Source organism: Flavobacterium sp. LC2016-23 (assembly GCF_009674775.1).
Taxonomy (GTDB): Bacteria; Bacteroidota; Bacteroidia; order Flavobacteriales; family Flavobacteriaceae; genus Flavobacterium.
In genome coordinates this window covers 14,165-38,741 of sequence record NZ_WKKE01000033.1, presented here as the reverse complement: position 1 = coordinate 38,741, position 24,577 = coordinate 14,165, and the positions used below count along the sequence as shown (strand labels likewise).

Annotated in this window: 22 protein-coding genes and 3 tRNA genes; 17 read left to right on the top strand and 8 right to left on the bottom strand. The window is 37.2% G+C overall.

What is annotated here, in order from left to right:
• Window positions 1-120: 120 nt before the first annotated feature.
• A complete protein-coding gene (locus GJU43_RS21735) occupies window positions 121-351 on the bottom strand; it encodes a hypothetical protein (protein WP_154343919.1) in 231 nt (76 codons plus the stop codon).
• 451 nt (window positions 352-802) lie between these two features.
• On the opposite strand from GJU43_RS21735, the gene GJU43_RS21730 reads away from it, so the two are divergent.
• Window positions 803-1,309: a GNAT family N-acetyltransferase gene (locus GJU43_RS21730; RefSeq protein WP_154343917.1), complete on the top strand. Its 507-nt coding sequence runs from the start codon at window positions 803-805 to the stop codon at window positions 1,307-1,309.
• Window positions 1,310-1,461: 152 nt separating this feature from the next.
• Here the strand turns inward: GJU43_RS21730 and GJU43_RS21725 are convergent, their stop codons facing one another.
• The 4 genes from GJU43_RS21725 to GJU43_RS21710 all read right to left on the bottom strand — a co-directional run bounded on the left by GJU43_RS21725 (window position 1,462) and on the right by GJU43_RS21710 (window position 2,653).
• Window positions 1,462-2,220, bottom strand: a complete 759-nt coding sequence (locus tag GJU43_RS21725) for a Fic family protein (protein ID WP_154343915.1) — start codon at window positions 2,218-2,220, stop codon at window positions 1,462-1,464.
• Window positions 2,221-2,373: 153 nt separating this feature from the next.
• Window positions 2,374-2,447 (bottom strand) — tRNA-Arg (locus GJU43_RS21720).
• Between the two features lie 30 nt (window positions 2,448-2,477).
• A tRNA-Pro gene (locus tag GJU43_RS21715) sits at window positions 2,478-2,552 on the bottom strand.
• Between the two features lie 17 nt (window positions 2,553-2,569).
• Window positions 2,570-2,653 (bottom strand) — tRNA-Ser (locus tag GJU43_RS21710).
• Window positions 2,654-2,902: 249 nt separating this feature from the next.
• On the opposite strand from GJU43_RS21710, the gene GJU43_RS21705 reads away from it, so the two are divergent.
• Window positions 2,903-4,081: an acetyl-CoA C-acyltransferase gene (locus GJU43_RS21705; protein ID WP_127338698.1), complete on the top strand. Its 1,179-nt coding sequence runs from the start codon at window positions 2,903-2,905 to the stop codon at window positions 4,079-4,081.
• A gap of 68 nt (window positions 4,082-4,149) precedes the next feature.
• Window positions 4,150-4,911, top strand: a complete 762-nt coding sequence (locus tag GJU43_RS21700; protein WP_154343913.1) for a C40 family peptidase — start codon at window positions 4,150-4,152, stop codon at window positions 4,909-4,911.
• 733 nt (window positions 4,912-5,644) lie between these two features.
• On the opposite strand, the gene GJU43_RS21695 is transcribed toward GJU43_RS21700, so the two are convergent.
• A complete protein-coding gene (locus GJU43_RS21695; protein ID WP_154343911.1) occupies window positions 5,645-6,490 on the bottom strand; it encodes an AraC family transcriptional regulator in 846 nt (281 codons plus the stop codon).
• 120 nt (window positions 6,491-6,610) lie between these two features.
• Between GJU43_RS21695 and GJU43_RS21690 the strand changes: the two genes are divergently transcribed.
• The 4 genes from GJU43_RS21690 to GJU43_RS21675 all read left to right on the top strand — a co-directional run bounded on the left by GJU43_RS21690 (window position 6,611) and on the right by GJU43_RS21675 (window position 9,124).
• The gene (locus tag GJU43_RS21690) at window positions 6,611-7,597 is read left to right on the top strand and encodes an aldo/keto reductase (RefSeq protein ID WP_154343909.1); all 987 of its coding nucleotides are present in this window, start codon (window positions 6,611-6,613) and stop codon (window positions 7,595-7,597) included.
• A 120-nt stretch (window positions 7,598-7,717) separates the two neighbouring features.
• Window positions 7,718-8,323 carry an NAD(P)H-dependent oxidoreductase gene (locus tag GJU43_RS21685; RefSeq protein WP_154343907.1) on the top strand — a complete coding sequence of 202 codons (606 nt, stop codon included), beginning with the start codon at window positions 7,718-7,720 and terminating at the stop codon, window positions 8,321-8,323.
• A gap of 2 nt (window positions 8,324-8,325) precedes the next feature.
• Window positions 8,326-8,604, top strand: a complete 279-nt coding sequence (locus tag GJU43_RS21680) for a putative quinol monooxygenase (RefSeq protein WP_154343905.1) — start codon at window positions 8,326-8,328, stop codon at window positions 8,602-8,604.
• A gap of 58 nt (window positions 8,605-8,662) precedes the next feature.
• A complete protein-coding gene (locus GJU43_RS21675) occupies window positions 8,663-9,124 on the top strand; it encodes a DUF3291 domain-containing protein (protein ID WP_154343903.1) in 462 nt (153 codons plus the stop codon).
• A gap of 195 nt (window positions 9,125-9,319) precedes the next feature.
• On the opposite strand, the gene GJU43_RS21670 is transcribed toward GJU43_RS21675, so the two are convergent.
• Window positions 9,320-10,027, bottom strand: a complete 708-nt coding sequence (locus GJU43_RS21670) for a trans-aconitate 2-methyltransferase (RefSeq protein WP_154343901.1) — start codon at window positions 10,025-10,027, stop codon at window positions 9,320-9,322.
• A gap of 272 nt (window positions 10,028-10,299) precedes the next feature.
• On the opposite strand from GJU43_RS21670, the gene GJU43_RS21665 reads away from it, so the two are divergent.
• Complete coding sequence (locus GJU43_RS21665; protein ID WP_154343899.1) at window positions 10,300-11,187, top strand: LysR family transcriptional regulator; 888 nt, start codon at window positions 10,300-10,302, stop codon at window positions 11,185-11,187.
• Window positions 11,188-11,623: 436 nt separating this feature from the next.
• Window positions 11,624-12,910 carry a DUF2130 domain-containing protein gene (locus GJU43_RS21660; RefSeq protein ID WP_154343897.1) on the top strand — a complete coding sequence of 429 codons (1,287 nt, stop codon included), beginning with the start codon at window positions 11,624-11,626 and terminating at the stop codon, window positions 12,908-12,910.
• Window positions 12,911-13,000: 90 nt separating this feature from the next.
• On the opposite strand, the gene GJU43_RS21655 is transcribed toward GJU43_RS21660, so the two are convergent.
• Window positions 13,001-13,783 carry an META domain-containing protein gene (locus GJU43_RS21655; protein ID WP_154343895.1) on the bottom strand — a complete coding sequence of 261 codons (783 nt, stop codon included), beginning with the start codon at window positions 13,781-13,783 and terminating at the stop codon, window positions 13,001-13,003.
• 271 nt (window positions 13,784-14,054) lie between these two features.
• Between GJU43_RS21655 and nirB the strand changes: the two genes are divergently transcribed.
• The 8 genes from nirB to GJU43_RS21615 all read left to right on the top strand — a co-directional run bounded on the left by nirB (window position 14,055) and on the right by GJU43_RS21615 (window position 24,446).
• Entirely contained in the window at window positions 14,055-16,574 is a 2,520-nt protein-coding gene (nirB, locus tag GJU43_RS21650) for a nitrite reductase large subunit NirB (protein WP_154343893.1), read from the top strand.
• A gap of 277 nt (window positions 16,575-16,851) precedes the next feature.
• Entirely contained in the window at window positions 16,852-17,229 is a 378-nt protein-coding gene (nirD, locus tag GJU43_RS21645) for a nitrite reductase small subunit NirD (protein WP_154343891.1), read from the top strand.
• A 327-nt stretch (window positions 17,230-17,556) separates the two neighbouring features.
• Complete coding sequence (locus tag GJU43_RS21640; protein WP_154343889.1) at window positions 17,557-18,141, top strand: DUF4202 domain-containing protein; 585 nt, start codon at window positions 17,557-17,559, stop codon at window positions 18,139-18,141.
• A gap of 11 nt (window positions 18,142-18,152) precedes the next feature.
• The gene (locus GJU43_RS21635) at window positions 18,153-19,958 is read left to right on the top strand and encodes an ATP-binding protein (protein ID WP_154343887.1); all 1,806 of its coding nucleotides are present in this window, start codon (window positions 18,153-18,155) and stop codon (window positions 19,956-19,958) included.
• A gap of 332 nt (window positions 19,959-20,290) precedes the next feature.
• Window positions 20,291-20,950: a response regulator transcription factor gene (locus GJU43_RS21630; protein ID WP_154343885.1), complete on the top strand. Its 660-nt coding sequence runs from the start codon at window positions 20,291-20,293 to the stop codon at window positions 20,948-20,950.
• A 167-nt stretch (window positions 20,951-21,117) separates the two neighbouring features.
• Window positions 21,118-22,596 carry a nitrate/nitrite transporter gene (locus GJU43_RS21625; RefSeq protein WP_154343883.1) on the top strand — a complete coding sequence of 493 codons (1,479 nt, stop codon included), beginning with the start codon at window positions 21,118-21,120 and terminating at the stop codon, window positions 22,594-22,596.
• A gap of 87 nt (window positions 22,597-22,683) precedes the next feature.
• Entirely contained in the window at window positions 22,684-23,940 is a 1,257-nt protein-coding gene (locus GJU43_RS21620) for an alginate export family protein (RefSeq protein WP_154343882.1), read from the top strand.
• Between the two features lie 137 nt (window positions 23,941-24,077).
• Complete coding sequence (locus GJU43_RS21615) at window positions 24,078-24,446, top strand: hypothetical protein (RefSeq protein WP_154343880.1); 369 nt, start codon at window positions 24,078-24,080, stop codon at window positions 24,444-24,446.
• The last annotated feature ends 131 nt before the right edge of the window (window positions 24,447-24,577 follow it).

The window sequence follows — 24,577 nt, the reverse complement described above, 5'->3', positions numbered from 1 at the left end:
TTAAAGTTAAAAAAAAATGATGCTGGTTTTATAACCCCATCATTTTTTAACTTACACAGTTAGTGAGATACTACCTTTATAAAAAATATATTTAATACATAAAGAGACTTTCGAGTCTCTTTATTTGTTTATTCGTACCTGCTCCTCCTTTACAACAGCTGCATCCGGTTCTTCGATCTCAGATTCTTTTAAAACAGTGAGCATTTCGGTCAATTTTAGAAGGGCTACTGTAGGCAGACTGCTCCTTCCTGTCAAAAATAGCTCCCAATGAACAAGATTCACCTGCAGCAACAGAGCCATTTCTTCCTGTGGTATTCCTAATAGGGCTTCTATATTTTCCTCTTTTTCCATCACTACTGCTTTTAAATTTATCTAGTTCCGTTTCAAATTAATTTATTTTATTATTTGAAACAAAAACCGTTTCAAATTTTTATTTATTTTTTTTTAAACGGTTTTTGTTTCAAAATTCTTTCAATTCTATTTTGAAACAACCTTCAAGAAAATTTAACCGGGAGCATCTTACGGAATATTAATTATATTTTAACTCGTTTTACTAGTCCCTTTGGGATCATAAAGCATTGCAGTGCACAAACAGTTTTTTCTTTCTTTACTGATGAGCATAGGGCTATTGACAGATCTTGCAATTTTCCTAAAAAAGTTCATCAGTAGTAAGCTCCGAGAAGATAAAGATTAGTACTAAATCAAAATCTATTCAATGATTTTGTCGAATCCTTAAAACCCGTACTTAATTTTAGTTAACTTTAAAAACTCGTACCTAATTTACTTTAATCAACTATAACGAATGTCCACTCTTTACCAAAGCCCAACAATAATTATTCGCGAATTTTTACCTCAGGAGCAACAAACATTTTTAGATCTCTTTAAAGACAATCAGGTTACACAATACCTCCCTATAACTTCACCGGAAAGATATGTGGAGATGTTTCAGGAACTCATTGAAAATTATAAAAACAAAAATCTTAGCCGATGGGCGATATTCGATACTGTCAATAATAATTTCATAGGAATCTGTGTTGCCCGCATTTTTGTACATAACACCAGCCAGATAGAAATCGGATACGTACTTAGCCGACCTTACTGGGGAAAAGGCATTGCTACTGAAGTATGCATGGCTATGACTGAATATAGTTTTACCAATACAGATACCAAAGAAGTGGTAGCTATAACAGACCTAAACAACACTGGCTCACAAAATGTTTTACAAAAATCCGGATTTGAGCGGTTGAATAATCTAATAAGAAATGAAGAAGAGCTGGCTTACTTCAGGATAGAAAGACCCTTGGTTTAAACGGTTTTTCGGAAGAAGGAAATCACTAGGCATAATTAAACGACACATACTACTAAAAAAATCCAACACAAAACAAAAAAGCCACTCGATTGTGAACGCAGAAGGATTCGAACCTTGGACCTTCTTATTTAGGAAGGATTTGTAAGTGAGTTTTACGAAAAACTATCCTCGAACTTTTTTATTTCATTTAAAAGATATTGCTCATATTGATTTCTCATGAAATTTCTAAAAATTTCAATATCTTCCTTTTCTCTGGTATCAATCAAAGCCTGAATATATTCCTGCTTATCCTCGCTATTAACAATTGCTAAGGGAAGATCGTAAAAAGTCTGAATATAATTCATAAGTAAACGGGAAGTCCTTCCATTTCCATCATAAAAAGGATGAATACTTACAAGATTAAAATGTGCATCAAAAGATAAATTTAATTTTTCATCTACAGATAAATCAGTATTAATTTGCTTGTTGATAAAAACCACAAGCTCATTAGTTAATCTTTCTACCTTATCATAATTTGGAAAATAAGAACTGCCAGCCGTGACATTTCCTTTTCTAAACATTCCCTTACTTGCATCAATCTCTCCAAGAATAGTACTGTAGACACCACCAGTGCTTTTCATTACATACGAATTAATTTCTTTTATTAAATCAACAGTAACAGGTGTTTTATTTCTGGCTTTCTCTATAACAAAATACAATGCTTTAAAATGATCCGTAACCATTAGCGTATCGTTTACTGGTTTACCTTTGGGAGTCAAACCGTCATCCAATAGAATTTGAGTTTCCAGTTCCGTCAATGTAGATCCTTCAATTTTCGTCGAATGATGACTTATTGAAATTAAATTGAATTTCTCATAATGCAATACATCGCTAATTCCTAGACTTTTATATTTTACTATTAGAGATTCCATTGATAATGATTTTAGAAAATTTTAGTATAAAAATACAATTCTAAAATCAATATGCAGATGTGCAATTATAAATATTACTATTAATTACATTTTTCTGAATTGACTGTAGAGTGTATACAAAACAAAAAAGCCACTCTATTGAGTGGCTTTTTGTGAACGCAGAAGGATTCGAACCTTCGACCGCCTGCTTAGAAGGCAGGTGCTCTATCCAGCTGAGCTATGCGTCCATTTGTTTTAAAACTTATGGAAAAATTTAGTCGGGGTGGCAGGATTCGAACCTGCGGCCTCCTGCTCCCAAAGCAGGCGCGATAACCGGGCTACGCTACACCCCGAAAAGCAAATTATTATGCGGAGAGACAGGGACTCGAACCCTGGCGACGGTTACCCGTCGACAGATTAGCAATCTGCTCCATTACCGCTCTGGCACCTCTCCAAGCTCAAGGAACGTGTCCTGTTTTGCGGTTGCAAATGTAAGACAACATTCCATATCTCACAACTATTTCTGCGCTTTTTTTAATCTTTTTTCAATCTTTTTTTTAAACCACTTCACAATCAAACGAATAGAATTAACAAAAAATTGATATTAAATTTAAAATCCAGCCTATTTAATACAAATTGACTCAAAATTTGAATTTATTCAAATAAACAGTAAATTTGCTTGATTAACTAATATTAACAGAAAATGAACAAAAGAGTTGTTATCGTTTCTGCCGTTAGAACACCTATCGGAAGTTTCATGGGAGGTTTATCTACCGTACCCGCACCAAAATTAGGCGCTGCCGCTATAAAAGGAGCCCTTCAAAAAATTAACCTGGACCCAAAATTAGTTGATGAAGTTTTCATGGGGAACGTAGTTCAGGCCGGAGTTGGACAAGCACCTGCACGTCAGGCGGCGCTTTTTGCCGGTTTGTCTGAAGAAGTTGCCGCTACAACCGTAAACAAAGTTTGTGCTTCCGGAATGAAAGCCGTAATGTTCGCCGCTCAGGCTATTGCCTGTGGAGATGCTGAAATTGTAGTGGCCGGAGGAATGGAAAACATGAGCCTGATCCCGCACTACGTGCAAATGCGTAACGGAAACAAATTTGGTCCTGCTACAATGCTGGACGGAATGCAAAAAGATGGTTTGACAGATGCTTACGATAACAACGCAATGGGAGTTTGCGCTGACTTATGTGCATCAGAGTATAAAATTACTCGTGAAGAACAGGATAATTTTGCTATTCAGTCGTATGAAAGAAGTGCCAAAGCATGGGATGCCGGAAAATTTGATAATGAAATTGTACCAGTCGAAGTTCCGCAAAGACGCGGAGAACCTGTTATAGTTTCTAAAGACGAAGAATACACCAATGTAAAACTGGACAAGATACCTTCTTTAGCTGCTGTTTTTACAAAAGACGGAACGGTTACTGCTGCAAATGCCTCCACAATCAATGACGGAGCTGCTGCATTGGTTTTAATGTCTGAAGAAAAAGCAATCGCCCTTGGATTAAAACCTCTGGCTTACATAAAAGGATACGCCGATGCTGCACAGGAACCAAAATGGTTTACCACAAGCCCGGCAAAAGCATTACCAAAAGCATTAGACAAAGCAGGAATCGCTATTGGCGATGTGGATTATTTCGAATTCAACGAAGCTTTTGCTGTTGTTGGATTAGCCAATTCAAAAATTCTTGGTCTTGATAACGACAAAGTAAACGTAAATGGTGGTGCCGTTTCATTAGGCCATCCGCTGGGATGTTCGGGAGCGAGAATTATCGTAACTTTATTAAATGTCTTAGAACAAAACAATGCTAAAACCGGTGCTGCAGCCATTTGCAACGGTGGTGGCGGTGCTTCGGCAATTGTTATCGAAAGAGCTTAAAACTATATTATTTCAGGAGTTGTTTCAAATAGAAATAACTCCTGATTTCATCTTATAAACTACCCTAAATGTTCGGAATTTGCAACCTTGCCATAGTACCTGTTCGAGCTGAACCAAGTGACCGAAGCGAAATAGTTACACAACTTTTGTTTGGAGAGCACATCGAAATAGTAGAACGTCAAAACCAATGGGCGCGAATAAAAATGCAGTTCGATGACTATGAAGGCTGGGTAGATTCTAAACAATATCAGGTAATCTCCGAAGCAAATTACAAGCAGTTAAGCAATGAAGCCATTATCCTGAATGCTGATTTAATTGATTATATCAGTGCACCGGAAAATTTATTACTGCCCATTCCGCTTGGTGCTTCTTTGTCTTTTTTGAATAACAGCGAAATCAATACTTCCAATTTTGAATTTGAAGGAACCAAAACCAGCGGTGTAAAACCTAAAAGTGCTTTAATCAATACTGCATTTATGTATCTGAATGCACCTTACCTATGGGGTGGAAAAACCCCTTTTGGAATCGACTGTTCGGGTTTTACGCAAATGGTTTACAAACTAAATGGCTATAAAATTCACCGTGACGCCTCACAACAGGCGCTTGAAGGAGAACCTCTGAGTTTTATTGAAGAAAGTGAAGCCGGTGATCTGGCCTTTTTTGATAATGAAGAAGGAAAAATCATTCACGTGGGTATCATTATGGACAACAACTACATCATTCACGCCAGTGGAAAAGTCCGCATTGATCGTTTGGATCATTTAGGAATTTACAATGCCGAATTGAATAAGCACACACATAACCTGAGGGTAATCAAGAAAATCATATAATTTTTTCCCGCAGATTTAGCAGATAGCGCAGATTTTTCTTTAAATGTATCTGCTAAATCTGCGAGAGAATTTTAAGCCAGTGTCAGACGCATTCTAATTTTACGCATTAATTATTTAGCCACTGATTACACAGATTACACGGATTAACACAGATTTAAAAAATCATCTTCAATACCATTAATCTGTGGCAAAAAAATCCGTTTAAACCCGCGTCATCCGCGTATCATTTTTCACACAGTAAGCCTTTAGACCACTCAGTAATTTACAATCCTGAACTCAAAAAACCTTAAGGATAATCAAGAAAATCATATAATTTTTTCCCGCAGATTTTGCAGATCACGCAGATTTTTTCTTTAAATGTATCTGCTAAATCTGCGAGAGAATTTTAAACCCGTGTCACGTGTTCTAATTTTACGCATCAATTATTTAGCCACGGATTACACAGATTACAAGAATTAACACAGATTTAAAAAATCATCTCCAATACCATTAATCTGTGGCAAAAAAATCCGTTTAAACCTGCGTCATCCGCGTATCATTTTTCATACAGTAAGTCTTTAGATATCTTAGTGATTTACAATCCTGAACTCAACAAACACAAACATACCTTAAGGATAATCAAGAAAATCCTATAATTTTTTCACGCAGATTTAGTAGATCACGCAGATCTATAAAGAAAAAATCTGCCAAATCAGCTAAATCTGCGAGAGAATTTTAACCCCGTGTTTCAATTTTATCCATTAACCCGAATCGTTTTCCTATACTCCGAAGGACTATTCCCTCTTTGTTTCTTAAAGAATTTATTAAAATGGCTTTCATCCGTAAAACCAAATTCATAGGCAATTTCGTTGATGCGTTTTTCACTGAATTGTAAACGGTGCTCAATCAGCTTCGTTTTATAATTACTAATATATTGCTGCATGGTTTCATTAGCGTGTTTCTTGAAATAACGCCCTAAATACGTATTCGAAATTCCGAAATATTCACTAAGCGACTCCGCTTTGATTCGTTCCGGATAATAAATATTATTCTGAATGTATTGCAGGATATCCATTGCTTTTGCCTCACAGCCGATATTGACCTGTTCCGGCAGGTATTTCGCAATATTTCTGGCTACAATAATAATAAGGGTATTGACCAATTGCTGAATCAGTTCCTTATTATACACATCTTTATTCTGATGTTCGCGCATAATCGCTTCGATCATCACCTTTACCAGGCACTTATCAGAATCCAGTTTTAAGATACAACCCGGCTGATGATTCGCATTTTGAAGTATATATTCCAGACGTTGAATATTTTCATTTTGCAAACTCGAATCCTTCAGATAAATATCATTAAACCGCAAAAAGAAAAAGGTCGTTTGGGTTTCAATAGTAAAATTATGACAATCCTCAGGCGTCAGTAAAAACATATGCCCCGCATCGTAAGTAAAAATATTTTTGTTGATGCATTGTGATCCCGTGCCTTCTAAAATATAGACCAGTTCAAAAAAGTTATGACGATCTCCAACATCCGGATATTCCTCCAGTGTTTCAAATGAAACCGTAAACGGTTCGTATAAATTTTCTTTTTTCATTTGGATGGTATTTAGATTGCGGCTGCAAATATACCTAAAAAACACAAATATGTACAAATTAAAGGTTTTAAAAATGGTATAATTTTGCCCTACCATTTTTTAAGCACAAAATATAACAACATGGAATATAGAAAATTAGGTACTACCGAACTCGAATTATCAGCCATTACATACGGCGCATTTGCAATTGGCGGAAACATGTGGGGCGGAAACGAAAAAAAGGATTCAATCGACTCCATTCACGCTTCAATTGACAATGGCGTCACCACTTTAGACACTGCACCTTTCTACGGATTTGGTTTAAGTGAAGAAATGATTGGTGAAGCTTTAAAAACACAGGACCGTTCAAAAGTGCAAATACTGACCAAATTTGGTTTGGTATGGGACGGAAGCAATAACGGCAAAGGGGAATTTTTCTTTGACGCCGATGACAACGGAAAAAAAATACCGGTATACAAATTTGCGTCCAGAGAAAACATCATCAAAGAAGTCGAAGAAAGCCTGAAAAGACTTAAAACCGATTATATCGATTTATTGCAAATTCACTGGCCGGATGCCACCACTCCTATTCACGAAACCATGGAAACGATGGATTTACTGATCCGACAAGGAAAAATCAGGGCTGCGGGAGTTTGTAATTACAGCGTTTCTCAACTCGAAGAAGCACAAAAAACCATTCAACTGGCCTCCAATCAGGTTTCTTACAGCATGCTGAATCGCAGTATCGAAGCTGATCTGGTTCCGCTTACGGTTTCCCAAAATATCGGAATCATCGCTTACAGCCCCATGGAAAGAGGTTTACTGACCGGAAAATATTTCACCGACAGCAAACTAAAAGACAACGATCACCGAAATGGGTATTTCGGTCAGTTCGATCTTCAAAAAGTAAAAACTTTAGTCGAAGAATTAAATTCCTTAGCACATGCCAAAGAAGCTAGTCTGGCACAATTGGTTTTACGCTGGACCACTTTACAAAAAGGCATTACCATTGTGCTGGCCGGAGCCAGAAATGCACAACAGGCAATTTCGAATGCCAAAGCAATGCATTTCGACCTATCCGCTTCAGAACTGGAATTCATCAATCAGGCCATTTCTAAACTAAAATAAGAATAATTTGGGTGTGTCCCTTCGGGTCGGGCTTTCGGCTATATCTTTTCTTTCGTTCCTCAAAAAAAGGATACCGCCTCTATCCCTCACACATTTAAAATACAAAAAGAACATTACGACATGACAAAAATATTTATTATCAACGGCGGACAAAAGTTTGCTCATTCAGGCGGAAAATTCAACCAGACAGTTCAGGACTGGACAACTGAATTTCTTTCCCAAAACAACAATTACGAAATAAAAACGACCAATATCAACAACGAAATCAACCTTCACGAAGAAGTCGAAAAATTCGTCTGGGCAGATGTAATTATCTATCATACACCCGTTTGGTGGTTTCAGTTACCGAACCTTTTCAAAAAATACATTGATGATGTTTTTACGCAGGGACACAACAACGGAATTTACAAAAGTGACGGAAGAAGCCGCATAAATCCAGACATCAATTACGGAACCGGTGGACTTTTACACGGCCGTAAATATATGCTGACCACAAGCTGGAACGCTCCGAAAACAGCTTTTACCTTACCGGGGGAATTCTTCGAAGAAACTTCTGTTGATGACGGTGCTATGTTTGGTTTCCACAAAATGAACAAATTTACAGGAATGGAAAAACTGAACAGCTTTCATTTTCACGATGTTGAAAAGGGCGCGACAGCTGAAAATATTAGTATCTTTAAACAAGATTATACAAGACATTTAGAAGCAACTTTTAAAAATTTATAATCATGATTTCAATTACAGCAATTTTCAACAGCAAAACAGAACATACTGAAAAACTAGAAGGCATGTTGCATCATTTGGTGACCGAAACCAGAAAAGAAGACGCCTGCGTGCGTTACGATCTTCACAAGTCCGAAAATGTTTTTATTCTCTGGGAAGAATGGCAAGATCAGCCGGGACTTGATATACACAACAATCAATCGTATTTACTTGATTTTATTTCACAAAGCGAGGCACTGGTAGCTACTCCGATTCAGGTGTATAAAACAACACAAATCTTATAAAAAGTTAAAATAATTATCCTTAAAAAAAGTAACTTGCCTGATCTTTAACGAATGAAACATGAGCAATTACCATCTGGCAGAAATTAATATTGCCAAAATGAAAGGAGTTGATATTAACGATCCGGTCATGAAAGAGTTTACAGATAATTTAGATCTTGTCAATACTTTAGCCGAAAACAGCCCGGGATTTGTATGGCGTCTGAAAGATGACAATAATGACAACGCTACAGATCTGAACCCGTACAATGACGAACAGATTATTGTAAATGTTTCGGTTTGGGAAAACATTGAAACCTTAGAACATTATATGTACAAAACTTTTCATAGTGAATTCCTGAAACGCAGAAAAGAATGGTTCCTTAAATTCGGAAAAGCCCATACAGCCATGTGGTGGATTCCAAAAGGGCATATTCCCACACTGGACGAAGCTGTAGAAAAGTTAGATTATTTACAAGAAAACGGGGCTTCGCCATTGGTTTTCGATTTAAGAACCAAATTTGCGGCACCTGATTTAGAATAGGGATATCAGATTTTTTTTGCCACCGATTATAAGATTAAAAGGATTTTTTTTAATGCTGTGTGTTGAATTTGTTTGCCACGAATTGCACTAGTTTTTTACGCGCCGTTTAAAAATTTAATTCGCGCAAATTCGTGTAATTCGTGGCAAACAAAAATCCTTTTAATCTTATAATCTGTGGCAAACTTTTTTTAAATATTACTTAATCCCGCCAAAAGCACCAAAACACATATTCTTGTGTAAAATTTCAACGCTTGTAAAACCAACTTTCTTCATCAGGTCCAACTGGTAATTCATCGATCGTGGCGTGTCTTCTTTTTCCACATAATCCAATACTTTTTGACGGTATGCTGCGCCGCCGATTCCTTCCAGATAGTCGCCATAACGCTGCCAGGTATAATCGTTTAGCAACTCGGTATCCTGGGTAATCAGGTCCGAAATCATAAAACAGCCTCCGGGTTTTAATAATTTAAAGATCTTAGCAAAAGTAGTTTCCCAATCGAGATCATCACGCAAATGATGCAAAACAGCTCCGGCCAGAATAATATCAAAATGGTTTTCCGGTAAATCTACTTCGCGAATATCTCCCTGCTTTACTTCTACGCTTCCGTTGGTTTCTTTTGACACTCTTTCAAAAGCTCTTTCCAGCATCGGCAAGCTCAGATCGACCAGCGTGCAATTTAAATCCGGTACTTTAGATAACATTTTTAAAGTATAATTTCCGGCTCCACAGCCAATATCCAGGACATTTTTGGCATTCGGAGCAATTCTTTTTGAGGCTTCCGTGATTAATTCCAAAGAAATCGTAGCATCAATAGTGGCCACCTGACCCGTTTCTAAATTTGAAAATCGTTCGACATCATGGTCAAAACGTTCCCTGATTTCTTCAATAGTTGATTTTTTCATAATTTTTTAGTTTTAGCTTTTTCTCGCAGATCTGGCAGATTGCTTCACTTGTTCGCTATCGCTCGGGTGAGCAGAGTTTATTATTTCTCGTTTTTGTTTAGAATACATAAAAAAATCATTTTAATCTGAGGTTAGAAAAAGGCACTCCATGAGCTAAGATCTGCGCAATCTGCCAGATCTGCGAGAACCTATATTTTTTTTGTAAAAGTATTCCTTTCATATATACTTTAAAAATACTTATTTTGTCAATTATCAATACTTAATAGGTATTTATGGAATTACGTCATCTCAAATACTTTCTGGCGGTAGCCGAAGAATTAAATTTCACAAAAGCCGCAGAGAAACTTTGTATCTCACAACCGCCTTTAAGTCGTCAGATCATTGAACTGGAAACGGAAATCGGTGCCCGCTTATTCCATAGGAATAATAAAAAAGTAACACTGACCGACGCAGGAAAATATTTCGAAAAAGAAGTCACAGCTCTTTTTCAGGACCTGGACCAGATCACGATCAAAACGCAGAAAATAGCACAAAATGTTTCAGGAGAATTCAGCATCGCTTACATCAGTTCGATTTATTCAGGTGTAATTTCGGAATTAATACAACATTTGAAAGCCACATTTCCTTATGTCAGTTTCAAACTTTTTGAAATTTCCACGACCAAACAAATCGCAGCTTTAGAGTTTCGAAAAATTGATTTAGGAATCATTCGTTCTCCTGTAAAATCGCCAAAAATAAAATCGCAATTGTGGTTTCGGGATGGATTCTCTGTTGTTTATAATAAAAGGAACCTCCAAATTAATTCTGAGGAAGAGATTTCGGGTCTGAAAGATGAAACTTTTGTGTTTTTCAACAAAGATTATGCACCGCATTATCATGAAGTTTTACTGGAATTGTGTGCTTTTTATGGTTTTAGACCCAAAGTAGTTCATGAATCCAACAACATTAATTCGATTGTGCAACTGGTTAAAAACGGTTTGGGAATTTCGATCGTTCCGTCTAATATTGCCAAAAACAATCCGGATCCCGAAATCGGTTTTATCGAATTGAAAAAAGTTAATCTGTTTACCGATGTGTCCCTGATTACCTCAAAAGAAGACGATTCGGAAATCACAAATTCGGCAGTTGAATTTTTATTGAAGAAAAATAGTGAACGCTAATGCTGCTTTATAATTTAATCTCGCAAAGGCGCAAAGTTTATTATTTGATTATGTCTGTAGTTTCATTCCGAGGAACGAGAAATCTCCACAAGTAGCTCCGCAACGAGAGTCCAATCTTTATCGGGTTTCTTAGGGAGATTTCTCGTTTCTCGAAATGACAAACAGGATGGATAATGGATAGTCATCATACTTTGCGCCTTTGCGCGATTCATTCAAAGCTTTTTAAAAACATCTTAAAAAAGGAAAACCGTAAAAACTACTTGCAAAAAGATTCTAAATTGCATCCTGTAAGAAAAGAAAAACATAAAATGATTCGTGGAAATTTGTGAAATTCGTGGCAAAAAAGTTACAATTTATCACATTGAAATCACTTGAAAAGAATGAACTTTTAAATACCTTAGCAGATTATTATAGTACCTAAATAAATTCAATAAAAATGGCGGAGCAATCTTCAATTCAGTGTCCAAACTGCGGAACCACTATCGATGTAAATGACATACTGAAACATCAGTTAGAAGACAGTATCCGCAAAGAATTCCAGCAAAAGGCCAATGCCCAATCGAGGGAACTGGAGCTTAAAAATGAGCAATTCGAAAAAGCCAAATTGGAATTTGAAGCCAAAAAGAAACAGGAAAACGAACTTTTTGCAGAACGTCTGGAGCGTGAGAAAAAAGTAGCTGAAAAAGAAATCACCGAAAAGCTAAAAACCAAACTGGACGAAGAAAACAAAGACCGTTTACTCGCCATGGAAAAAGAACTTTCGGAGAAATCGGAAAAACTTCGCGAGCTTAATAAGATGGAAGGTGAAATTGCCAAATTACAGCGTGAAAAACTGGAGATGAAAGAAGCCATCGAAGCCGAAGCGCAAAAACAGCTTAATGCTACTTTGGTTTTGGAAAGAGATAAAATCAGAAAACAGGAAGAAGAGAAAAACGAACTCAAAATAAAAGAATACCAAAAACAATCAGACGATCAAAAGAAACTGATTGAGGAAATGAAACGCAAGCAGGAACAAGGTTCTATGCAGTTGCAGGGAGAAGTAATGGAATTAGCGATTGAGGAATGGCTGGCCAATAATTTTCCTTTGGACAGTATTGACGAAGTTAAAAAAGGCGCCAACGGAGCAGACTGCCTTCAGATTGTAAATACCCGCGAATTGCAAAATTGCGGTTCTATCTATTACGAAAGCAAGCGTACCAAAGCTTTTCAGCCTGCCTGGATTGAGAAATTCAAAAATGATATCAGAACCAAAAGAGCCAATATTGGTGTGCTGGTGACCGAAGTGATGCCGGCAGGAATGGACCGAATGGGAATGCGCGACGGCATCTGGATTTGTACGTATGAAGAATTTAAAGGTTTGAGTGCCGTTTTGCGTCAGTCTTTGATACAGGTGAGTCAGGCGGTTCAGGCACAGGAAAACAAAGGCGATAAAATGTCGATGTTGTATGATTTTTTAACCAGCAATGAATTCCGCCTGCAGGTAGAGGGAATTGTAGAAGGCTTTACGCAAATGCAAAGTGACCTGGATTCCGAAAAAAGAGCCATGCAGCGTATCTGGAAACAACGCGAAAAGCAAATCGAGAAAGTGGTCCATAATACGTTAGGAATGTACGGTTCGATTCGCGGTATTGCCGGAAATGCCGTTCAGACCGTCAGGGCTTTGGAACTTGATTTTATTGAAGATGATAATAAGGAGGAAGATTCTAAAGAATTGTTAGAATAATAACTGATTCTTTGTACACGGATTTTGCGGATTTAAACGGATAGACACGGATTTTTCTTTTTTCTTTACTTGTGAAAAAACAAAAAAACGCTAATCGACCTTCCTGAAAACGAGAAGTTTTCCGGAAGGATTAGAAAGTGTCAATCTCAGATTTTCGATCGAATAGGTGGTGGTACTTTGCAGTGCTTTTGTAAATTCGCCTTCCTTATTTCCGTGGGCGCAGGCCATCATAGTCGAAATTACTTTTGAAAATCGCAACAGGTCTTTTTCATAAAAAATACTGCCACTGATTGCATTACATCCTCCGTAACCCATAAATTTATTTTCTGAGGAATTGATCTCGATTCTTGGTAATTCCTTTTGAAAATCGGTTACAAAAACTTTGAATCCGTTTAGTTCTTCCAGTACCCAGATATCGTGAAGACGATAATCGGTATTGTAATTGCCACAGCCTTCTAATTTTGTAAAAGTAAGTTCTGCGTTATTCTTAATTTCAATTGACACTTTATAGAGTGAAATGGCTCCTGACATCGAATTCTGGCATTCCAGCTGCTGAATCGAAATGGTTGCCGTTGCTGTTTCATTAGCCACTTTATACATTTTTATATTGGCATCCATCGCTTTTATGGCTTCCCCTGCGGGAAAAATTAATTTCTCCTTCCCTGTAATTAAAGATGTAAATTCGATACCTTCCCTTCCCATTTTTACTCCCCAGAAAGGTTCGTTTCCGGTTCCTGTAAAGTAATATTTCATTTGATCCTCCTGAGTTCCGTATTCAGAAGTGGTTTCTTTTGTATCTGAAATTTTGCCGGCTGTGGATTTACAACCTACTATTAATGATAGTAACAGCAATATTGAAAGTGATTTTTTCATAGTATTTTAATGTTAACACTATTTTATTTCGACAAAATAGCCATAAAATTCTTATGAATTTACAACATTTTTTTGAAATTCTAATTTAGAATCTTTTCAAATTTACAAACATACTCCCCTTTCAAATTGGCACAAAACCCACACTACGTAAAAGATTACGCCGAAATACGTAGTTAATTATTCTTTTAAATCTAAAAAAAATAAATAATATTACGTATTTAAATACGTATAAATACTTATATTTGTATAGTAATACTTAATTAAAGAAGCGATGATTAAAGTAATAGTAGTTGGAAACGGAATGGTAGGTTACAAGTTTTGCGAAAAATTTATTGCAAAATCAGGACAGGAAAAGTATCAGATTACCGTATTTGGTGAAGAGCCAAGGCGTGCTTACGACAGAGTCCATTTAAGTGAATACTTCGGAGGAAAAACCGCCGATGACTTATCGCTATCAACCAGCGAATGGTACTTAGAAAACAATATTACTTTGAACACTTCCGAACTAATTACAGATATCAATCGGGAGGATAAAACCATACATACGCATTTAGAGAAAACACATCCTTACGATTACTTAGTGCTGGCCACCGGATCATCTGCTTTTGTCCCTCCTATTGACGGCGTAGAAAAAGAAGGTGTTTTTGTATATCGTACCATCGAGGATCTGGATGCTATTATGGCTTACGCCAAAAAAATAAAACAAAAGGGTGCTACAGAAGCGGCAGTTTTAGGTGGCGGTCTGTTGGGTCTTGAAGCTGCAAAAGCAGTGAGAGATTTAGGATTGAACCCACATGTAGTTGAATTTGCTCCCAGGCTAATGCCAAGACAGCTGGATAAAGGCGCCAGTGACATGCTTCAGTCTAAAATCGAAGAACTTAACATCAGAATCCATCTTAACAAAACCACCCAATACATTGACGGAAACGAAAGCATAACAGGAATGATGTTTGCCGATGATGAATTGTTAAAAGTGGATATGCTGGTTATTTCTGCCGGAATTAAACCGCGTGACGAATTGGCCAGGGTGTCAGGACTTGAAGTTGGTTTGCGAGGCGGGATTGTAGTAAACAATCAGATGCAGACGTCAGATCCTTCTATTTATGCGATTGGCGAAGCCGCACTTTACAATCAGAACATTTACGGACTTGTGGCTCCCGGCTACGAAATGGCCGATGTGGCTGCCGAGCAAATCCTAAAGGGTTCTAAAACCATGAGGGAAACCATCGACATGTCTACACAATTGAAATTAATTGGGGTCGAAGTGGCGAGTTTTGGTGATCCTTTTATTGAAAATGAAAATGTTACCGCTATTATTTATGAAAATAAACTAAGCGGTGTTTACAAAAGAATCAATGTCACCAAAGATTCCAAAACCCTGCTGGGCGGAATTTTGGTGGGGGATTCCAGTGATTACAATTCTCTTTTTCAGATTTTCAGTAATGTAATGGCTTTACCAAAAAATCCGGAGGACCTGATTTTAGGTTCCCGTGATGGCGCTGAAGGATCTTCATTAGGAAGTGTTATGGATTTGCCGGATAGCGCCGTAATCTGTTCCTGCGAAAATGTGACCAAAGGAGCGATCTGCTGCAAAATTCTGGACGAAAGCTGTTCCGGTTTCTCAGACGTCGTAAAACAAACTAAAGCCACAACTGGCTGCGGAGGCTGTAAACCAATGGTTTCGGATCTGGTCAAAGCAACGCAAAAATCGTTAGGCAAAGAAGTTAAAGATGTTATCTGTGAACATTTCAATTATACGCGTCAGGAATTATTCGATCTGGTTAAAATTAATAAATATGAAAACTTTTATGATGTTATCGACCATCATGGTTCAGGTGACGGCTGTGAAGTCTGCAAGCCTGTTATTGCTTCTATTTTCTCCAGTATTTATAACGATACAGCCAATAAACATGTCACCACTCAGGATACAAACGACAGGTTTCTGGCCAATATTCAGCGCAACGGAACCTATTCTGTGGTGCCAAGAGTGGCCGGCGGTGAAATTACTGCCGAGAAATTAATCGTAATCGGCGAAGTGGCCAGACAATTTGATTTATACACCAAAATAACGGGTGCCCAGCGTGTTGATCTTTTCGGAGCACATCTGAGTGATTTGCCAAAAATCTGGAAAATTTTAATTGATAATGGTTTTGAAAGCGGTCATGCCTACGGAAAATCACTTCGCGCCGTAAAAAGCTGCGTGGGTAATGCCTGGTGCCGTTACGGAATGGACGACAGTGCCGGATTTGCCATTGAACTGGAAAACCGATACAAAGGAATCCGTTCGCCGCATAAACTGAAAGGCGGTGTATCTGCCTGTATTCGCGAATGTGCCGAGGCGCGTGGGAAAGATTTTGGACTAATTGCTGTTGAAGGAGGCTGGAATTTATACATCGCGGGAAATGGCGGTGCCAATCCAAAACATGCCGTTTTACTTGCAGAACAAATCAGTAAGGAAACGGTCATTAAATACCTGGATCGTTTTTTAATGTATTACATTCGTACCGCTGGTCCGCTGACTCGAACTGCCACCTGGCTGGAAAAACTGGACGGTGGCTTAGACTATCTGAAAGAAGTAATTATCGAAGACAGCCTCGGAATCTGCGAAACTTTAGAAGCTGAAATGGCGGCTTTAGTAGGGACTTTTGAATGTGAATGGAAACAAGTGCTCGAAAAACCAAGATTGTTAAAACGTTTCAACCACTTTGTGAACTCTGAAGAGAAAGACGACAATGTTGTTTTTGTTCCGCTGAGAGATCAGAAAATGCCAAAAGCCTGGTCGTCAAAATAATTTTAAATACATAGCACAGAAACATAGATTTAAAGTTACGGAGTTATTTTTTGCCACAGATTTCACAGATTAGAAGGATTAATCTTTTTACTCCTTTAATCTGTGGCAAAATAAGTACGCCTTTCAAAAGATTCTATAGGTGTTTAAATACAAGCTCCAAAAAATATATATATATATCAAAACCGTTTGCTGTCCTCTTACCTTCTTTTTTAATGCACCCCTCAGCTGCTGATTGTAAAAAGAGGGTTAAAGAACAGGAAATTAAAAACACATTCCAATGGAAGAAATCCTTAATCAATACCAAACCGTACAGCTAAGTGATGCGACAACCTGGTTCAAAGCCGGTACAATAGAAGACTTTCCAACCAATCGCGGCGGCTGTATTAAATACAAGAACAAACAAATTGCGATTTTCAATTTCGCCCGACGCAACGAATGGTATGCCTGCCAGAATGCCTGCCCGCATAAAATGGAAATGGTTTTAGCCAGAGGCATGACGGGATCAACAGACGACATCCCGAAAATTGCCTGCCCAATGCATAAAAAGACATTTTCCCTCATTGATGGTTCCAATTTAAACGGCGATGATTTTAAAATTGCAACCTATCCTGTAAAAGTGGTGGACAACGAAGTGTTTGTTGGTTTTATTGACTGATTTTACACAATCTTGTCATTTCGACGAAGGAGAAATCTTCGCAGGAAACTCTATTACCAAAAGCAAATATCAGTTCAAAGTGTTAATCTTTGCGGAGTTACTCATGAGGTTTCTGCTTCGTCGAAATGACAAAACAATAGGAACTATTCCTTTGTTTCCCGCAGATTTTGCAGATTTATTTTTTTTGAGGAAGCTATAAATAATCTGCCTGATCTGCAAAATCTGCGGGAAAAAATACAGCCCTTTAATCTCAATAAAGTACATTTTGAAAACATGTACACGAACAAGTAAATTCTGTATCTTTGAAATCTATTATTTATCAAAAAAATGACTACACCTTTTCAAAAAGCAAGCGAGTGGATTGATGCCGAAAATGCTCAGGATCCTAACATCGAATCCCATCAGAATACCGAATATCCGAAAGAATTATTGTATTCCAACAGGATGTACGAAAGGCTGATGCAGTTTGAACCGGAAGCCTCCGAAGAAATTCAGATTGCTTCAAAAGCGCAGCATATCTGTCGGTGGAAAGTAGCACGCGAATCGTACCCAATGGATCGTGTTGGTTATTTGAGATGGAGAGAAGACCTGAAAAAATTTCATGCCAAAACCACTGCCGGAATTTTAGAAAAAGCAGGTTACGATCAGGCTTTTATTGATCGTGTTTCATTTTTGATTGAAAAAAAATTACTAAAAAAAGATACTGAAACACAATTACTGGAAGATGTGATCTGTCTGGTATTTTTAGAATATTACCTTGATCCGTTTGTACACAAACACGATGAAGAGAAACTCAAAAATATCATCAAAAAAACCTGGGATAAAATGTCGGAAAAAGGACATCAGGAAGCCCTGAAAATCAATTATTCTGAAGAAAACCTAAACTTAATAAAAGCGTCTTTAGGGTTGTAACTTATTTTTTTATGAAAAAAAGCAATCAGGAAGCAGCCGATAAAATTACTTTCAAAAATTTACGCCGCCTGTATTTTTTTGCGCTTTGGACTATTGCCATAACCATCATTTTAAGTCAGGTTTTAGTGCAATACAACTTAAAACAGCAGTTAAGCGATTCCAAAATCATCAATATCTCCGGAAAGCAAAGAATGCTGAGTCAGAAAATTGTTAAAGAGATATTGATTTTGCATTATGTTTCTGATACGGTACCTACCAAACAAATTTCGCATTTAAAAAGTGTTTTGGAACTTTGGAAAACCACTCAAAATGCACTCGAAAACGGCAGCGACAGCCTGGCTTTTCCAAAAGAAAAAAGCGAAACCCTTCGTCAGTTATATGCCGATATCAATCCAATTTTCAGCAGTATTACCGGGGATACAGATTTGTTTCTGCTCAATTTAAAAAACAAACGCAATCCGGCAGATAATCAGAAACTGGTTCAGAATATCCTGAAAAACGAAGGTGCTTTTCTTTCGAAAATGAACAAAATCGTAAGCCAGTACGATATTGAAGCCCACGAAAAAGTAACCGAACAACGCAAAATAGAATACTGGATTTTTGCTTTTACGCTATTTGTTCTGCTGATGGAGTTTTTCTTCATCTTCAAACCTACCAATAAAAAAATAGAAAAACTCATTGCCAAGCTTTTAACTTCTGAAAAGAAAGCTTTAAAACTGGCCTACGATACCGAAATCATTAGTGAGATCAAAGAAAACTCGGTTAAAGAATTAAAGTCACTGAATTATGCCATGGAAAATACGCTTTTGTATTGTCGTATTGCACCGGATGGCTCAATTATTTATATTGGGGAAAAATTTGCCAAACTTTTAAATTACACCAAATTCTCATCACATAAAACGTTTTCCCAGGTTTTAACCACAGATGAAAAGGAACAGCTAAACATGGACCGCCTTATTTCTGAAAAACAGCGCAGCGGCTGGCAGGGCGAAATGAACATCATCAATAAAGAAGGACAAAATATCTGGCTGGATTTATCTATGGTTCCGGTGACCATCAAGAAAGAGAAATCCGAGCTTTTAATCATTTGTTTTAATATTACGGAACGCAAAAAAGCACAGCGTGAAGTGGAACGCCTGAATATTGAAAACAGCACTGAAAAAATCAATCAGCAAAAGATTATTTCGAGCAGAATTGTCGAAAACCAGGAAAACGAACAAAACCGGATTGCCAAAGAAATCCATGACGGAATCGGACAGATGCTTACGGGGCTGAAATTCAGTTTAGAAAGCATCAATCTGGACGATAAAGAAAAATCGGCCCAGAAGATTGACTATTTAAAAAAACTATCTCTCGACATCATCAAAGGGGTACGCACGGCCACTTTCAATTTAATGCCTCCCGAATTAAGCGATCACGGTATTGTTTCCTCCCTTTCGAAACTGACACAGGAACTTTCAAAATTAACCGGAAAAGAAATCCTCTTTTATAACAAAACGGATTTCAGCCAGCGTTTGGATTCATTAATAGAGATTAATATTTACCGTCTGACACAGGAAGCGATTAACAACGCCATAAAATATGCCGAATCTTCCCATATTATTGTGCAGCTTTCCCACAGCCAGACTTTACTAAGTATTATCGTCGATGACAACGGAAAAGGTTTTGACATTACAGCCGTCGACAAAAAACGAAACAGCGAATCCGGAATGGGATTATTATTCATGAAAGAAAGGGTCCAATACATTAACGGACGTGTTTTTATCAAATCTATTCCGGGTGAAGGAACCAGGATTACTTTTAATATACCGATTTAACAATTAGACAATTTGATAATTAGAAAATGAGATAATTTGACAATTGGACAATTGAACAATTTGATAATTTGATAATTAGATTATGTGATGATTAGCTGTTTTTAGGTGTCGGTCATTTTTTAGGTATGCAATTTTATAATGTCGAATTGATAGATTTTTTTTTGATTTTAATTTAATCATTTTCAATCATCCAACGATCCCATTATCAAATTATCTAATTATCTAATTACCACATTATCTCATTATCAAATTTTCTAATTCAAAAATTACGTATCTTAGCCTCTTCTTTAGATGAAAATACGTAAACATTCAGAATCAAAATTAAGTAAAAGATGGGTAATATAATTCGGGTAGTGCTGGCAGATGATCATGTATTTGTACGAGATGGAATAAAATCTTTACTGGAAAACGAAGCAAACATTGAGGTTGTGGGAGAAGCTATTGACGGAGCCGATGCTCTCGAAGTAATAGCAGCTACCCAACCGGACTTACTTATAGTAGATATTCGTATGCCTAACCTGACGGGCATTGAAGTAGTAGAAAAACTTAGAAACAATAATAACAATGTAAAAATTATTATGCTTTCTATGCATGAATCTGAAGAATACGTACTCAAATCCATCAAAGCCGGAGCCGACGGTTATTTACTGAAAGGTTCCAGCAAGGAAGAATTTTTAAAAGCCTTACATACCGTAGCGTTAGGCGGAAAATATTTTAGCGGGGATATTTCGTCTATCCTGATCAATCAGTTGACAAACGCCTCGAATTCATTGGAACCTAAGCAGACCATAGCCGAAGAAATGATGATTACCAAAAGGGAGAAAGAGATCCTGACGCTTTTATTGTCCGGAAAAGGGAACAAAGAAATCGCTGAAGCCTTGGACATTAGCAAACGTACCGCAGAAGTGCATCGTTTTAATTTGATGAAAAAACTGAAAGTGAAGAATTTAATGGAACTTTCGAATAAAGCAACGGAATATTCACTCCTGTAATTTCTGTTTAAAAGATAAAAATCACCTTTTAAAAATAGTATTTTAACAAAATAGGGATTCAATTTTGTGATGTTGGCAAATCTATTCCATTAGATAAAAATACTTAATTTTAAATACGTATTAATACTTATTTAGTACTTACATTTGATCAAACAAATCTGAGTACTATGAAAAACACAAACTCTTTATCACAATCACACAAGATTCTATTTCTGAATACTTTGGCCTTTACCGTATGCTTTGCATGCTGGACTCTAAATGGCGTATTGGTTACTTTTTTGGTCGATAACGGTATTTTCCACTGGAGCGTTGTACAGGTCGGATGGTTGCTTGGCATTCCGATCCTGACAGGTTCTATCATGCGTTTGCCTATCGGAATTCTGACTGATAAATATGGCGGGAAATATGTTTTTTCCCTATTGCTACTCCTCTGCTCCATTCCGTTGTTTCTGCTTCCCCTCGCCGATAGCTTTTTTATGTTTGCCTTACTTAGTTTCTTTTTCGGAATGGTCGGCACCAGCTTTGCGGTCGGAATTGGGTACACTTCTATCTGGTACCCGAAAGAATGGCAGGGACGCGCCTTAGGCATTTTCGGAATGGGAAATGCGGGCGCGGCCATAACCACTTTTTTAGCTCCTTCCTTACTGAATCATTTTTCTATAGAAGATCCGCAAAATGGCTGGAAAATACTTCCCATAATTTACGCTGTTTCACTTCTTGTCATTGGAGTAGCCTTTTTAATTTTCGCCAAAAACAAAAAAATAGAGAACCATACCAAAACAGTCTCCCAAATGCTGCAATCTTTAAAAAGTGCCCGTGTCTGGCGATTCGGTGCCTACTATTTCTTAGTCTTCGGCTGTTTTGTGGCGTACTCCCAATGGCTGTTGCCCAATTTCATGAACGTGTATCAGACCAGTTTAGTAATGGGCGGTTTGTTTGCAACGCTTTTCAGCTTGCCTTCCGGTGTTATCAGAGCATTCGGAGGTTATTTATCGGATAAATTCGGTGCGCGAAAAGTCATGTACTGGGTTTTAAGTTCTTCTGTTATTTTAAGTGCTTTACTGATGATTCCGAAAATGGAAATTACAACTACGGGTCCAGGCGTTCTGTCAACTAAAAAAGGAACTGTTACCGCTGTTTCCAAAGAGAAAATTAAGATTGGTGAAACTGAATTTCCAGTTGCCCGGCAAAAAGAAAATGATGCCGGAAATTCAATTTTTCCCACCAGCACCTCCTGGCAACAAGTTGTTGTAGCACAAAATCAAACCGTTAAGAAAAAAGAACTGTTGGCCAAAGGAATTACCGTAATTAAGTTTGATGCCAATATGTGGGTTTTTCTGGTGCTTGTAATCCTAATCGGAATATCATGGGGAATCGGAAAGGCGGCCGTGTACAAACATATCCCCGAATATTTCCCTACGGAAGTTGGCGTTGTAGGCGGTATGGTTGGCATGATTGGAGGTCTCGGTGGTTTCTTTGGACCCATAATTTTCGGATACTTACTGACTGCCACTGGAATCTGGTCCAGTTCCTGGATTTTTATTTTAATTTTTTCAGCAATTTGCCTGATCTGGATGCATTATACCATTACTAAAATTATGAATGAAAAACAGCCTGTTTTAGCAAAGGTGATTGACAGACAATAAGCACAATAAAAAGTAAAAACTTGTAATTTTTATCCATAACGAATCATTTAAACTTCTAAATTTGCCCTCAGAATTAAACCAATTTACATGAAAAAACTAAAATTAATTATTTTATTACTAGCAGGAATAAGCTTCGAAGTTCAGGCTCAGGAATTAGATGTAAACTTGCAGATAAGGCCGCGTTTTGAATATAGAAACGGATACAAAACGCTTTTACCTGAAGGACAGAAAGGTACTTCACAAATTTCACAGCGTTCCCGATTAAATTTTAATTACAAACAAGATCAGTTTACGGTAAAACTGACTTTACAAAATACCAGAACCTGGGGAGATGTTGCCACTACTGCAACCGCTGACAAAAACGGCATTGCTGTTTTCGAAGCATGGGCGCAATATGATTTAACAGAAAAATGGAGTGCCAGAATGGGGCGTCAGGTACTTTCCTACGATAATCAGCGTATTTTAGGAGAACAGGACTGGGGACAGCAGGCACAAAGCCATGATGCCTTAACGGTTTCCTTTCATACTGAAAAACAACAACTGGATTTTGGAGGGGCTTATAATTCTGATGCAGAAAATACTTTTCAGACACCCTATACTGTAGCGAACTATAAAGCCATGCAATATGCCTGGTACCATGCTGATTTAGACAAATTAGGAGTGAGTTTTTTAGTTTTGAATACAGGTTATGAATATGCCAATATCGATAAAAAACTACTCGTTGATTACAAACAAACTTTCGGACCTTATTTAACATATAAAACTGCTAAAATAGATACTAATCTTTGGTTGTACGGACAAACCGGAAAAAGTACAGACCGACAAGTAAGCGCGTGGAATGCCGCTGCAAATTTTACGTACAATATAACCGGGTCGTTTAAGGCTGGTTTAGGGTATGAATTCTTATCCGGAAAAAATACGAATGACGGTAGCACTGTAATTAAATCTTTTAATCCGATTTTTGGAACGAACCATGGTTTTAATGGCTACATGGATTATTTTTATGTAGGCGGAGGCCATTTAAACAATGTTGGTTTACAGGATGCCTTTATAAAACTAAATTACAATGTCAACAAATGGCAATTTACTTTGATGCCGCATATATTCCTATCTGCTGCTGACGTAATTACGCCTGTAGAAAAACTGGATTCTTATTTAGGAACTGAAATTGACTTTGCTGTCGGCTTTAATTTCAAAAAAGAAATTACATTAACAGGAGGTTATTCACAAATGTTTGGCTCCAGGACTTTAGAATTGATAAAAGCCGGAGATGCTGGTCACACTAATAATTGGGCATGGCTGATGATTTCTGTAAATCCAAGAATTTTTACTTGGAAAAAATAGTTTTTCTTCAAAATTAAGACCTCTATTTTACCCTTTTCATATTTCTTGAAAAGGGTATTTTTTTTGACTTTCTAAAAAATTATTATTTGATTTAATTAGTTATATTTGAAGCGATTATGAACCCCCAATTCTATCCTATGAAACAATTTTTAAAATTATCAATGCTTACTTTTATTGCAACTCACACCGGTATTCCTCAAAAATACAATGATGCCCTAATTTCAAAAGGCTCAGAAATAAATTTTGCAAAAACACAAAAAAGAGGAATTAAAAAAAACAACATTATTTACTATGTTGAAAATGACTTACAAACCATATCTGCTTACAAAAGCAACAAATTGAAATGGCAGACCAATGTAATTTCTGTTTGTGGAACACCAAAACGCGGAGAACCTCAAATAAGATATGTAGGATATAATGATTCTAACAAATTACTTATCGTGATGGGAAAACACAATTTTGCTGAAATTGATATCAATAGCGGAATAACAAAACTTGTTGGTTAATTTATGTGTGTAAAAAATAGGAAACTCTAGTCACGCCAGCAATTGGGTTGGCTTAACAATTTCGTTTACCCCCCTGATTTTCAGTTTCAAAAAAAAAAAAAAATAAAATATAAAAATACATCCGGATTATT